The sequence below is a fragment of the Mycobacterium sp. IS-2888 genome (assembly GCF_001954215.1).
Lineage (GTDB): Bacteria > Actinomycetota > Actinomycetes > Mycobacteriales > Mycobacteriaceae > Mycobacterium.
This window is the reverse complement of sequence record NZ_MBET01000052.1, coordinates 136,954-149,534: the sequence shown is the minus strand read 5'-3', so window position 1 is coordinate 149,534 and position 12,581 is coordinate 136,954. Positions and strand designations below refer to the sequence as shown.

Here is a 12,581-nt window from a genome sequence, read left to right as displayed (position 1 = left end):
GTCGTCGACCAGATCGAGCGGTTCGCTCCGGGATTCCGCGACCGCATCCTGGCGTCCGTCAGCAAGAGCGCCGCCGACCTGCAGGCCTACAACCCGAACTTCATCGGCGGCGACATCATCGGCGGCGCCAACGACGGCCTGCAGGTTGTCCTGCGCCCGCGCATCGCCGTCAACCCGTACGCGACCGGTGTTCCCGGCGTCTACCTGTGCTCGCAGTCCGCGCCGCCGGGCGCCGGCATCCACGGACTGTGCGGCTATCACGCCGCCACCGCCGCGCTGCGGCGGCTGCGCGGGTAACGCAGGTCACCTCCGAGGGGGACGCCCAGCAACCGTCGTCGCTACTGATCTAGGCTGACGGCGAGCGGTTTCATCAGCGATCAGACAGGGAGAGACAAGTGACGGTCCGAGTAGGCATCAACGGCTTCGGTCGAATCGGACGCAACTTCTACCGGGCCCTACTGGCCCAACAGGAGCAGGGCATCGCCGACGTGGAGGTGATCGCCGTCAACGACATCACGGACAACAGCACGCTGGCGCACCTGCTCAAATTCGACTCGATCCTCGGCCGGCTGCCCCACGACGTCAGCCTCGAAGGCGACGACACCATCGTCGTGGGCCCCGCGAAAATCAAGGCGCTCGAGGTCCGGGAGGGCCCGGCGGCGCTGCCGTGGGGCGACCTCGGCGTCGACGTCGTCGTGGAATCCACCGGGCTGTTCACCAACGCGGCCAAGGCCAAGGGCCACCTGGACGCCGGCGCGAAGAAAGTGATCATCTCCGCGCCCGCGACCGACGAGGACATCACCATCGTTCTCGGGGTCAACGACGACAAGTACGACGGCAGCCAGAACATCATCTCCAACGCGTCGTGCACCACGAACTGCCTTGCGCCGCTTGCCAAAGTGCTCGACGACGAATTCGGCATCGACCGGGGCCTGATGACCACCATCCACGCCTACACGCAGGATCAGAACCTGCAGGACGGCCCGCACAAGGACCTGCGTCGCGCCCGCGCCGCCGCGCTGAACATCGTGCCCACCTCCACCGGCGCGGCCAAGGCCATCGGCCTGGTGATGCCCAACCTGAAAGGCAAGCTCGACGGGTATGCGCTGCGCGTGCCGATTCCGACCGGCTCGGTGACCGACCTGACCGCCGACCTGTCCAAGTCCGCGAGCGTCGAGGAGATCAACGCGGCGTTCAAGGCCGCCGCCGAGGGCCGGCTCAAGGGCATCCTGAAGTACTACGACGCGCCGATCGTCTCCAGCGACATCGTCACCGACCCGCACAGCTCGATCTTCGACTCCGGCCTGACCAAGGTGATCGCCAACCAGGCCAAGGTGGTGTCGTGGTACGACAACGAGTGGGGTTACTCCAACCGCCTGGTCGACCTGGTCGCACTGGTTGGCAAGTCGCTGTAGACCGTGTCCGTTCCCAGCCTCGAAGACCTTCTGGCGGAAGGTGTTTCAGGTCGCGCCGTGCTGGTGCGCTCCGACCTCAACGTGCCGCTCGATGCGGGGGTCATCACCGACCCGGGCCGCATCACCGCGTCCGTCCCGACGTTGCGGGCGCTGGCCGAGGCCGGCGCCAAGGTGGTGATCGCCGCGCACCTGGGTCGCCCCAAGGGCGGACCCGACCCCGCGCTGTCGCTGGCGCCGGTGGCCGCCGCGCTCGGCGAACAGCTGGGCCGGCACGTGCAATTGGCCGGCGACGTGGTGGGCGGCGACGCGCTGGCCCGCGCCGAGGGGTTGACCGACGGCGACGTCCTGTTGCTGGAGAACGTCCGGTTCGACCCGCGGGAGACCAGCAAGGACGACGGCGAGCGACTCGCCCTGGCCAAGCTGCTGGCCGAACTGGTCTCCCCGGGGGGCGCTTTCGTCTCCGACGGCTTCGGGGTGGTGCACCGCAAGCAAGCCTCCGTGTACGACGTCGCCACCCTGCTACCGCACTACGCCGGCACGCTGGTCGCCGAGGAAATCCGGGTGCTCGAGCAGCTGACGGCCTCGACCAAGCGCCCGTACGCGGTGGTGCTCGGCGGGTCGAAGGTGTCCGACAAGCTCGGCGTCATCGAGTCGCTGGCGACCAAGGCCGACAGCATCGTGATCGGCGGCGGCATGTGCTTCACTTTCCTTGCCGCGCAGGGCCTTTCGGTTGGGACATCCCTGCTCGAGACCGACATGGTCGACACGTGCCGCAGGCTGAGTGAGACCTACCACGACGTGCTGCGCCTTCCGGTGGACATCGTGGTGGCGGAGCGCTTCGCCGCCGACTCGCCGCCGGAGACCGTGGCCGCGGACCGGATTCCGGACGACAAGATGGGCCTGGACGTCGGACCCGAGTCGGTGCGGCGGTTCGCCGCGCTGTTATCCAACGCCGAGACCGTCTTCTGGAACGGCCCGATGGGCGTGTTCGAGTTGCCCGCGTTCGCGGCGGGCACCAAGGGCGTGGCCGAGGCGATCGTCGCCGCGACGGGCAAGGGTGCGTTCAGCGTGGTCGGCGGCGGCGACTCCGCGGCCGCCGTGCGCGCGCTCGGCATCCACGAGGGTGAGTTCTCGCACATATCCACCGGCGGTGGCGCATCGCTGGAATACCTGGAGGGCAAGACGCTGCCCGGCATCGAGGTACTGGGCCGGCCGCAGCCAAGTGGAGGAGCCTCGTGAGCCGCAAGCCGCTGATCGCCGGCAACTGGAAGATGAACCTCAATCACTTCGAGGCGATCGCGCTGGTGCAGAAGATCGCCTTCGCGCTGCCGGACAAGTACTACGACAAGGTCGACGTCACCGTGCTCCCGCCGTTCACCGACCTGCGCAGCGTGCAGACCCTCGTCGACGGCGACAAGCTGCGGCTGACCTACGGCGCCCAGGACCTGTCCCAGCACGACTCGGGCGCCTACACCGGAGACATCAGCGGCGCCTTCCTGTCGAAGCTGGGCTGCTCGTTCGTCGTCGTCGGGCACTCCGAGCGGCGCACCTACCACAACGAGGACGACGACCTGGTGGCCGCCAAGGCGGCCGCCGCCCTGAAGAACGAACTGACGCCGATCGTCTGCATCGGCGAGCACCTGGAGGTCCGGGAGGCCGGCGAGCACGTCGGCCACTGCGAGAAGCAGCTGCGCGGCTCGCTGGCCGGCCTTTCGGCCGAGCAGATCGGCCGGGTCGTCATCGCCTACGAGCCGGTCTGGGCGATCGGCACCGGCCGGGTGGCCAGCGCGGGCGACGCCCAGGAGGTGTGCGCGGCGATCCGCAAAGAGTTGGCGTCCCTCGCCTCGTCGCAGATCGCCGAGGGCGTCCGGGTCCTCTACGGCGGCTCGGTGAACGCGAAGAACATCGGCGAAATCGTCGCCCAGAACGACGTCGACGGCGGCCTCGTCGGGGGCGCGTCGCTGGACGGCGAGCAGTTCGCGACGCTGGCGGCCATCGCCGCCGGCGGGCCGCTGCCGTGATGCCGCCGCGAAGCCGGTAGGCTGCACGTCATGCAATTGGCCCTGCAGATCACCCTGGTGGTCACCAGCATCCTGGTGGTGTTGCTGGTGCTGCTGCACCGCGCCAAGGGCGGCGGCCTGTCGACGCTGTTCGGCGGGGGCGTGCAGTCGAGCCTGTCCGGGTCGACCGTGGTCGAGAAGAACCTGGACCGGTTGACGCTGTTCATCACCGGCATCTGGCTGGTGTGCATCATCGGCATGGCCCTGCAGATCAAGTACCGCTGACGCGGTCAGGTGCACAGGCTGGGGGCGTCGCACACGTTGCCCGGGCAATAGGTCGAGTGCGCGGCGTTGACCATGGTCCCGATGTCCAACAACGTCACGCCCCTCTTGTCCAAGTGAGCGTGGATGTCGTCGGCGATCTGTTGTGGCGTCCAACCCCACGTGAGGTCGTAGCAGATGAGGTGCGCCTCCCCGATGAGCGCTTCTTCGGTCTGGGGTGGCCAGGTGAGGCCGACGGCGCGCAGCTGCGCGAGGTACGCGTCATCGGCGGGAGTGGCGGTCGCGGTCGCCGCGCTACCCAGCAGGGCAGCGCCGGCAATCATCGGAATGGCCAGCGCGGCCAGCCAGCGAGGTGAGGGCATTTCGGTTCCCGTCTTTTCGTGTTGCCTTAGCTCACCGCGGCGAGTGTGAATTTCACGACGGGACACGCCGGCAATGCGTCGTGAAGTTCACTTTCGGCCGCGGCCGCCTGAGCCCTCGCCGGGCGGAGCGCGCCATCCGCGCCGATACTGGGACGCATGGTTGAGGCTCCCGACGCCGCGCTCGAACCGATCGGCGCGGTCCAGCGGACCGCGACCGGGCGCGAGGCGACCGAGCCGATGCGCGCCGACATCAGGCTGCTCGGTGCGATCCTCGGCGACACCGTGCGTGAGCAGAACGGTGACGAGGTGTTCGACCTCGTGGAGCGCGCCCGGGTGGAATCGTTCCGGGTTCGGCGCTCCGAAATCGACCGGGCCGACCTGGCGCGCATGTTCGAGGGGATCGACATCCACCTCGCGATCCCGATCATCCGGGCGTTCAGCCATTTTGCACTGCTGGCCAACGTCGCCGAAGACATCCACCGCGAACGCCGCCGCGCCGTTCACATCGACGCGGGCGAGCCGCCCCAAGACAGCAGCCTCGCCGCCACCTACGCGAAACTCGATCTCGCGGAACTGAATTCGGCCACGGTGGCCGATGCACTGAAGGGCGCCCTGGTCTCCCCGGTCATCACCGCCCATCCCACCGAGACCCGCCGGCGCACCGTCTTCGTCACCCAGCACCGGATCACCGGGCTGATGCGACTACACGCCGAGGGCCACACCCAGACCGACGACGGCCGCGACATCGAACTCGAGCTGCGCCGCCAGGTCCTCACACTGTGGCAGACCGCACTGATCCGGCTCTCGAGGCTGCAGATCACCGACGAGATCGACGTCGGGCTGCGCTATTACCCGGCCGCATTGTTCGAGGTGATCCCGCAAGTGAACAGCGAGGTTCGCGACGCGCTGCGCGCTCGGTGGCCGGACGCCGAGCTGCTCGCCAACCCGATCCTGCAGCCGGGCTCCTGGATCGGCGGTGACCGCGACGGAAACCCGAACGTCACCGGAGAGGTGGTGCGGCGGGCCACCGGCAGCGCCGCGTTCACCGCGGTGGCGCACTACCTGGCCGAGCTCACCGACCTCGAGCAGGAACTGTCGCTGTCGGCGCGACTGGTCGGCGTCACCCCCGAACTGGCCGAGCTGTCCGACGCGTGCCCGGAGAACGCCCGGGCCGACGAGCCGTACCGGCGTGCCGTGCGGGTGATCCGCGGCCGGCTCACCGCGACCGCCGCCGAGATCCTGGACCGGCGACCGCAGCACGAGCTCGACCTGGGCCTGACCCGGTATGTCACGCCCGCCGAATTGCGCACCGACCTCGACACCGTCGACGCTTCGCTGCGCGCCCACGGCAGCGCGCTACTGGCCGACGACCGGCTGGCGTTGTTGCGAGAAGGCGTGGGCGTCTTCGGGTTTCACCTGTGTGGCCTCGACATGCGGCAAAACTCCGACGTACACCAAGAGGTGGTCGGCGAGCTGCTGGCGTGGGCGGGTGTGCACCCGGACTACGGCTCGCTGGCGGAAGACGAGCGGGTCGAGCTGCTGGCCGCCGAACTGAGCACCCGCCGACCGCTGCTCGGCGAGCGCGCGGAATTGTCCGACCTGGCGCGCGGCGAGCTGGGTGTGATGGCCGCCGCCGCCCACGCCGTCCGGCGCTACGGGCCCGCCGCGGTGCCCAACTACGTGATCTCGATGTGCCAGTCGGTGTCGGACGTGCTGGAGGCCGCGATCCTGCTGAAAGAGGCCGGCCTGCTGGACGCCTCGGGGCCGGAACCCTACTGCCCGGTGGGCATTTCGCCGTTGTTCGAGACGATCGACGATCTGCACAACGGCGCGGCGATTCTGCACGCGATGCTGGAACTGCCCGTCTATCGGGCGCTCGTCTCCGCGCGCGGCGACTCGCAAGAGGTGATGCTGGGCTACTCCGACTCCAACAAGGACGGCGGTTACCTCGCCTCCAGCTGGGCGGTGTACCGGGCGGAGCTGTCCCTGGTCGAGGTGGCCCGCAAGACCGGAATTCGGTTGCGGCTCTTCCACGGTCGCGGCGGCACCGTCGGGCGCGGCGGCGGGCCGAGCTACCAGGCGATCCTGGCGCAACCGCCGGGAGCGGTGAACGGATCGCTGCGCCTCACCGAGCAGGGTGAGGTGATCGCCGCCAAGTACGCCGAACCCCAGTTGGCGCGCCGCAATTTGGAGAGCCTGGTGGCGGCGACGTTGGAGTCCACGCTGCTGGACGTCGAGGGTCTCGGCGAGGCAGCCGAACCGGCGTACGCGGTGCTCGACGAGGTGGCGACCCTGGCGCGGCGCGCCTACGCCGAGTTGGTGCACGACACACCGGGTTTCGTCGAATACTTCAAGGCATCGACACCGGTCAGCGAGATCGGATCGCTGAACATCGGCAGCCGGCCCGCCTCGCGCAAGCCCACCGAGTCGATCGCGGACCTGCGCGCCATCCCGTGGGTGCTGGCGTGGAGCCAGTCGCGGGTCATGCTGCCCGGCTGGTACGGAACCGGATCGGCGTTCGAACAGTGGATCGCGGCGGGTCCGGACAGCGAAGCCGACCGGGTTGCGACGCTGCACGAGCTGTACGAGCGGTGGCCGTTCTTCGCCAGCGTGCTGTCGAACATGGCGCAGGTGCTGGCCAAGAGCGACCTGGGCCTGGCGGCCCGCTACGCCGAGCTGGTGCCCGACGAATCGTTGCGGCGCAGGGTATTCGACAAGATCGTCGACGAACATCGGCGCACCATCGCCATGCACAAGCTCATCACCGGTCACGACGACCTTCTCGCCGACAACCCGGCGCTCGCGCGTTCGGTGTTCAATCGGTTCCCGTACCTGGAGCCACTGAACCACCTTCAGGTGGAACTGCTGCGCCGCTACCGCTCGGGCGACGACCACGAATTGGTGCAGCGCGGCATCCTACTGACCATGAACGGCCTCTCCAGCGCGCTGCGCAACAGCGGGTAAATGGCCGACATCCGCGCGCCGATGGCCGTCACCGCCGCCGACGCGCAGTATGGTCTCGGGCGATGGGTGCGCCGTCTCTTTGGTTGATTCTTGTCAGCGTGGTCGCCACCGCGATCGTGCTCGCGGTGGTCAGCGTATGGTTCGGCAATCGTGTCCTGGCCGGCGAAGGAAAACTGCACGATTCGGCCATGTCGCCGTTCGTCGCCATCGTCGGGCTTGTCTACGGCGCCCTGCTTGGGTTCACCGTGGTCGTCACCTGGCAACAGTTTTCCGCCACCCAGGTCATCGTCGCCAACGAGGCGTCGGCACTGACGACGCTGTACCGGCAGACCGTCGCCATGCCGGAACCGGAGCGGCCCCAGCTTCAGCAACTGCTGCGCCAGTACACGACGGCGGTGGCGGGTTCCGATTCGACCAAGCCGGCCGGCGACGGCGCCCGCGACAGCGCACGCGCCGCGATCACGCAGATGTACCGCATCGCCGGCAGTCAGTCCCCGGGTGCCGCGTTGAGCGCCATCAATTCCCAGTTCCTCAGCGAGTTGAGCGTGCTGTCGTCCGATCGCACCCAGCGCATGATCGCGACCAAGCCGCGGATACCGGCGCTGCTGTGGTTGGGACTGATCTTCGGCGGGGTTGTCCTGGTAGGCCTTACCGGATTCCTGCGCCTGGGCAGCACCCTCGGCCAGGCACTCCTGTCCAGCGCGGTCGCCGTCCTCCTGGGCCTGCTGCTGTGCATCGACTACTCGCTCGACCATCGCTCCGAGACCGACCACGCGATCACGTCGGAGCCGTTCGGACACGCGCTGGACGTTTTCGACGCGGTCGACCGCGGAACCTAGTGCACCGTACGGTTGCGCAGCCGGTCCAGCACGCCGCGCACCGCGTGCTCGGTGACCGACAAGGGGGACATCACCGTTTCGCCCACCCCGACCATGTAGTCGATGCGCTGGACGATCGCCTCCACCGGCTCGACGAGCGCGATGAGCCGCTGGGCGAGATTGTCCAGGCTGTGCAGCACGCCCTCCAGATGATCCAGGCCGCCCTCCAGGCGTTCCACCGTCGCGTTGAGGGCCGATAGCGAGCTGTTCAGCTCGACCATCGTCCTGCCGAGGCCGTCGAGGACGTCTTCGACCTGTTCGACGGTCTTGTCGGCGTTGAGCGCCGCCTGGGTGAGGGTCTTGATCCGGCTTCGCTCGGGCCCGTTGCGCACGGTTTTGTCTGCCATGAACGTCATTATGCGCCCAGCGTCAGCTGGGAAGCTGGGCCGCGGCCTCCTCGTCGAGCAGCCAGAGCGTGGTCTCCAGGCCGATGGCCCCGGCGGCCGGCACCGTGACCGGTTGCGCGCCACCGATGGCGGCGGCGGCCGCGTCGGCCTTCCCGGCGCCCGACACCATCAGCCAGACCTCGCGGGAACGCTGAATCGCGGGCAGTGTCAAGGTGATTCGTTGCGGCGGCGGTTTGGGGGAGTCGTCGACCGCGACGACCATGCGGGTGGTCTCGAGGACGGCGGGGGTGTCGGGGAACAGGGAGTTGATGTGGCCCTCGGGACCCATGCCCAGCAGGTGGACGTCGAAGGTCGGCGCCGGCTCACCGGGAGCGGCGTTGGCGGCCAGCAGCTGTTCGTAGGCGAGGGCCGCCGCGGCCAGATCGTTGCCGAATTCGCCGTCACTGGCGGCCATCGGATGCACCTGGCTGGACGGAATGTCGACGTGATCGAGCAACGCCTCGCGCGCCTGCTTCTCGTTGCGCTCGTCGTCGTCCTCGGGAACGTAGCGCTCGTCACCCCAGAACAAATGCACCTTCGACCAGTCCACCCGCTGCGTGCGGAGATACTTCAGCAGCCCGATGCCGTTGCCGCCGCCGGTCAGCACGATCAGGGCGCGCCCCCGGGCCGCCACGGCGGCCTCGATGGTAGCGACCAGCCGGGAGCCGGCGGCCCGGACCAGGGCGTCGCCGTCGGGGACGATGTCGATCACGCGGCTCATGCGTACTGCACCTTGTCGATGCCCTCCAGCGCGGCGAAGTAGATCTCGTCGGGGTCCAGCCGCCGCATGTCTTCGGCCAGGCACTCTCGGGTTTCCCTGCGCGCCAATGGAACCAGGGCATCGGGGCGGCCCGTCCGGCTCAGGGTGGCCGTCGTGCCCTCCTGGGGCCGGCTCAGCGTGATGGTTTCGGACTTGCGCTCCAGCTCGACTTTGAGGTCGCCGACCACCCGGCGCACCGGCCCGTCGATCCGGCTGGCCAGCCAGCCCGCCAGCACGTCGAGCGCGGGCTCGGTTCGCAAACCGGACACCAGCGCCGACTCGATCTCCTCGTGCGGCTTCTGGTCCACCGCGGAGGTGAGCAGCGCCCGCCAGTAGGTGATGCGCGCCCAGGCTAAATCCGTGTCGCCGGCTGTATAACCCTGCAGCCGGCCCCGGATCGAAGACAGCGGATCGTCACTGTTGGTCGCGTCGGTGATGCGCCGAATCGCCAACTGGCCCAACGGGTCTTGGGCGGGCACCGCCGGGGCGACGTCGGGCCACCACGCCACCACCGGGATGTCGGGCAGCAGGAACGGAATGACGACGCTCTCGGCGTGATCGGCCAGCGGTCCCGACAGCCTCAGCACCACGACCTCCCCGGCGCCGGCGTCACCCCCGACGCGAACCTGGGCGTCCAACCGCGCCTCGGTGGCGTCGGCGTTGCCGGCGGTCACCACCAGGACCCGGCTCGGGTGCTCGTGGCTGGCGGCGTTGGCGGCCTCGATCGATTCCTCGACCATCGTGTCGTTGTCGGACTTGATGATCAGCGTCCCCACGCGGCCCATCGTGACGACGCCGGCCTGTTCGCGTAGCTCGTCGAGCTTCTTGTTGACCGCGGTGGTGCTGGTGTCCAGCAGATCGATAATCATGGGCGCCGCCATTCCCGCCCGGTGCGGCGCAACATCTCGAACGCCGACGCGGGCCCCCAGGTGCCCGACTCATAGGAGTCGGGCTTGCCGTGTGTCGCCCAATAGTCGAGGACGGGATCGAGTATCTCCCAAGCCAATTCGACCTCCTCGTTCACCGGGAACAGCGACGGCTCGCCGAGCAGCACGTCCAGGATCAGCCGTTCGTACGCCTCGGGGGAATCCTCCACGAATGCCGAGCCGTAGGAGAAATCCATGTTGACGTCGCGGACTTCCATCGTGCTGCCCGGGACCTTGGAACCGAACCGCAAGGTGATGCCCTCGTCGGGCTGCACCCGGATGACGATGGCGTTGGTGCCGAGCTCGTCGGTCATGGTGGCGTCGAACGGCAGATGTGGCGCGCGTTTGAACACCAGGGCGATCTCGGTCACCCTGCGGCCCAACCGCTTTCCGGTTCGCAGGTAGAACGGGACACCGGCCCAGCGGCGGGTGTCGACCTCGAGCGTGATGGCGGCGAAGGTCTCGGTGGTGGAGTCCTGCGCGAAGCCCTCCTCGTCGAGCAGGCCGACCACTTTCTCGCCGCCCTGCCAGCCGGCGGCGTATTGGCCCCGGCTGCTGGTCTCGTCGAGCGGCTGCGCGAGCTGAGTGGCCGAGAGCACCTTGATCTTCTCCGCCTGCAAGGCATGCGGATTGAAGCTGACCGGCTCTTCCATCGCGGTCAGGGCCAGCAGCTGCATCAGGTGGTTCTGGATGACGTCGCGGGCGGCGCCGATGCCGTCGTAGTAGCCGGCCCGGCCACCCAGCCCGATGTCTTCGGCCATGGTGATCTGCACGTGGTCGACGTAGTGCGCGTTCCAGATCGGGTCCCATAGTTGATTGGCGAAGCGCAACGCCAGGATGTTCTGCACCGTCTCCTTGCCCAGGTAGTGGTCGATGCGGAACACCGACTCCTCCGGGAACACCGAGTTGACCACGTGGTTGAGTTCGCGCGCGCTCTGCAGGTCGTGGCCGAACGGTTTCTCGATGACGACCCGGCTCCACCGGTCGTCCTGCGGTCGTGCCAGTCCGGAGGAGTGCAGCTGTTCGCACACCACCGGAAACGATTTGGGCGGGATCGCCAGGTAGAAGGCGTGATTGCCGCCGATGCCGCGCTCGGCGTCGAGTTTCTCCAGCGTCTCGGCCAGCCGCCCGAACGCGGCCTCGTCGTCGAACTCGCCGCGCACGAACCGCAATCCGTCCGCCAGCCGCTCCCAGATCGCCTGGCGGAACGGGGTACGGCAGTGCTGCTTGACGTCGTCGAGGATCACCTGGGCAAAGGCGTCGTGATCCCAGTCGCGGCGGCCGAAGCCCACCAGCGAGAAGGTGGGCGGCAGCAGACCGCGGTTGGCCAGGTCATAGATGGCCGGCACCACTTTCTTGTGGGCCAGATCGCCGGTGACGCCGAAGAGCACCATGGCACACGGGCCGGCGATCCTGGGCAGGCGCTTGTCTTCTTTGTCCCGCAGCGGATTACGCCACTGCGTGGCAGCCGCGGCCCGGCTCATTGAGCGGTGGAACCCAGTTGCTTCTGCGTTTCCTCCAGCAGCTCGGTCCAGGAATCCACGAACTTCTCCACGCCCTCGTTCTCCAGGACCACGAACACGTCGGTCACGTCGACCCCGACCGCCGCCAGCTTGTCGAATACCGCCTGAGCTGCCTGCGCGGTGCCCGTGACGGTGTCGCCGTTGATGACGCCATGGTCGGCGACCGCGTCAATCGTCTTCTCCGGCATGGTGTTCACCGTGTGCGGCGCGACCAGCTCGGTCACGTAGAGGGTGTCGGAGTAGTCCGGATTCTTGACCCCGGTCGAGGCCCACAGCGGACGCTGAACCCGCGCGCCGTCGGCCTTGAGCGCCTGGTAGCGTTCGCCATTCTCGAAGACCTCCTGATAGGCGGCGTAGGCCAGCCGCGCGTTGGCGACACCGGCCTGGCCGCGCAGCGCGAGCGCGTCCGGGGTGGCGAGCTTCTCCAGCCGCTTGTCCACCTCGGTGTCCACCCGGGACACGAAAAACGATGCCACCGAATGGATTTTGGACAGGTCGTGCCCGGCTTCGCGTGCCTTCTCCATCCCGGTCAGGTAGGCGTCCATCACCTCGCGGTGCCGCTCGACGGAGAAGATGAGGGTGACGTTGACCGAAATCCCTTCCGCGAGAACGGCGGTGATGGCCGGCAGGCCGGCCTTGGTGGCCGGGATCTTGATGAACAGGTTCGGCCGGTCGACGATCTTCCACAGCTCGACAGCCTGCGCGATGGTCTTGTCCGTTTCGCTGGCCAGCCGCGGGTCGACCTCGATGGAAACCCGGCCGTCGACACCGTCGGAGGCCTCCCACTCGCGCGTCAGCACGTCGCAGGCGCTGCGCACGTCGTCGGTGGTGACGGTGCGGATGGTGGCATCGACATCGGCGCCGCGCTCGGCCAGCTCGGCGATCTGTTTGTCGTAGGCGTGGCCTTCGGCGAACGCTTTTTGGAAGATGGACGGATTGGTGGTCACGCCGACGACACTCTTGGTGTCGATCAGCTCCTGCAGGTTGCCGGATTGCAGCCGGTCCCGCGACAAGTCATCCAGCCAAACGGACACCCCCGCGGCGCTCAGCGCGGCCAGGTTGGGATTCTGACCGGTCATCTGAAT

Annotated in this window: 12 protein-coding genes and 1 pseudogene; 7 read left to right on the top strand and 6 right to left on the bottom strand. The window is 68.2% G+C overall.

The window, feature by feature from the left end; translation table 11 throughout:
* The 5 genes and pseudogenes from A5745_RS08825 to secG form a co-directional block, all read left to right on the top strand.
* Positions 1 to 297: pseudogene (locus A5745_RS08825) on the top strand (FAD-dependent oxidoreductase); the annotation flags it as partial.
* A gap of 98 nt (positions 298 to 395) precedes the next feature.
* Positions 396 to 1,415 carry a type I glyceraldehyde-3-phosphate dehydrogenase gene (gap, locus tag A5745_RS08820; protein WP_076062963.1) on the top strand — a complete coding sequence of 340 codons (1,020 nt, stop codon included), beginning with the start codon at positions 396 to 398 and terminating at the stop codon, positions 1,413 to 1,415.
* 3 nt (positions 1,416 to 1,418) lie between these two features.
* A complete protein-coding gene (pgk, locus tag A5745_RS08815) occupies positions 1,419 to 2,654 on the top strand; it encodes a phosphoglycerate kinase (protein ID WP_076115766.1) in 1,236 nt (411 codons plus the stop codon).
* Positions 2,651 to 3,436: a triose-phosphate isomerase gene (gene tpiA, locus A5745_RS08810; protein ID WP_076115765.1), complete on the top strand. Its 786-nt coding sequence runs from the start codon at positions 2,651 to 2,653 to the stop codon at positions 3,434 to 3,436. The genes pgk and tpiA overlap by 4 nt, the downstream gene beginning before the upstream one ends.
* Before the next feature lie 30 nt (positions 3,437 to 3,466).
* Positions 3,467 to 3,700, top strand: a complete 234-nt coding sequence (gene secG / locus A5745_RS08805) for a preprotein translocase subunit SecG (protein ID WP_076062956.1) — start codon at positions 3,467 to 3,469, stop codon at positions 3,698 to 3,700.
* Between the two features lie 5 nt (positions 3,701 to 3,705).
* On the opposite strand, the gene A5745_RS08800 is transcribed toward secG, so the two are convergent.
* Positions 3,706 to 4,017, bottom strand: a complete 312-nt coding sequence (locus A5745_RS08800) for a DUF732 domain-containing protein (RefSeq protein WP_083662819.1) — start codon at positions 4,015 to 4,017, stop codon at positions 3,706 to 3,708.
* Positions 4,018 to 4,215: 198 nt separating this feature from the next.
* On the opposite strand from A5745_RS08800, the gene ppc reads away from it, so the two are divergent.
* Both ppc and A5745_RS08790 read left to right on the top strand, forming a co-directional pair.
* On the top strand, positions 4,216 to 7,023 hold the full coding sequence (ppc, locus tag A5745_RS08795; protein ID WP_076115763.1) for a phosphoenolpyruvate carboxylase: 2,808 nt from the start codon (positions 4,216 to 4,218) through the stop codon (positions 7,021 to 7,023).
* Positions 7,024 to 7,085: 62 nt separating this feature from the next.
* A complete protein-coding gene (locus tag A5745_RS08790) occupies positions 7,086 to 7,862 on the top strand; it encodes a DUF4239 domain-containing protein (protein WP_076115762.1) in 777 nt (258 codons plus the stop codon).
* Here A5745_RS08790 and A5745_RS08785 read toward each other — a convergent pair.
* Genes A5745_RS08785 through tal form a run of 5 tightly spaced genes read right to left on the bottom strand, consistent with a single transcriptional unit; the run spans position 7,859 to position 12,575 of the window.
* On the bottom strand, positions 7,859 to 8,257 hold the full coding sequence (locus A5745_RS08785; protein WP_076062946.1) for an ATPase: 399 nt from the start codon (positions 8,255 to 8,257) through the stop codon (positions 7,859 to 7,861). The two genes, A5745_RS08790 and A5745_RS08785, sit on opposite strands and share 4 nt — an antisense overlap.
* A 13-nt stretch (positions 8,258 to 8,270) precedes the next feature.
* Positions 8,271 to 9,008, bottom strand: a complete 738-nt coding sequence (gene pgl / locus A5745_RS08780) for a 6-phosphogluconolactonase (protein WP_076062944.1) — start codon at positions 9,006 to 9,008, stop codon at positions 8,271 to 8,273.
* Positions 9,005 to 9,916 (bottom strand): glucose-6-phosphate dehydrogenase assembly protein OpcA, encoded by a 912-nt coding sequence (gene opcA / locus A5745_RS08775; RefSeq protein ID WP_076063046.1) that lies wholly within the window; start codon positions 9,914 to 9,916, stop codon positions 9,005 to 9,007. Before opcA ends, pgl begins: the two co-directional genes overlap by 4 nt.
* A complete protein-coding gene (gene zwf, locus A5745_RS08770; RefSeq protein ID WP_076062941.1) occupies positions 9,913 to 11,457 on the bottom strand; it encodes a glucose-6-phosphate dehydrogenase in 1,545 nt (514 codons plus the stop codon). The genes opcA and zwf overlap by 4 nt, the downstream gene beginning before the upstream one ends.
* Positions 11,454 to 12,575 (bottom strand): transaldolase, encoded by a 1,122-nt coding sequence (gene tal, locus A5745_RS08765; protein ID WP_076062939.1) that lies wholly within the window; start codon positions 12,573 to 12,575, stop codon positions 11,454 to 11,456. Before tal ends, zwf begins: the two co-directional genes overlap by 4 nt.
* Positions 12,576 to 12,581: the final 6 nt, after the last annotated feature.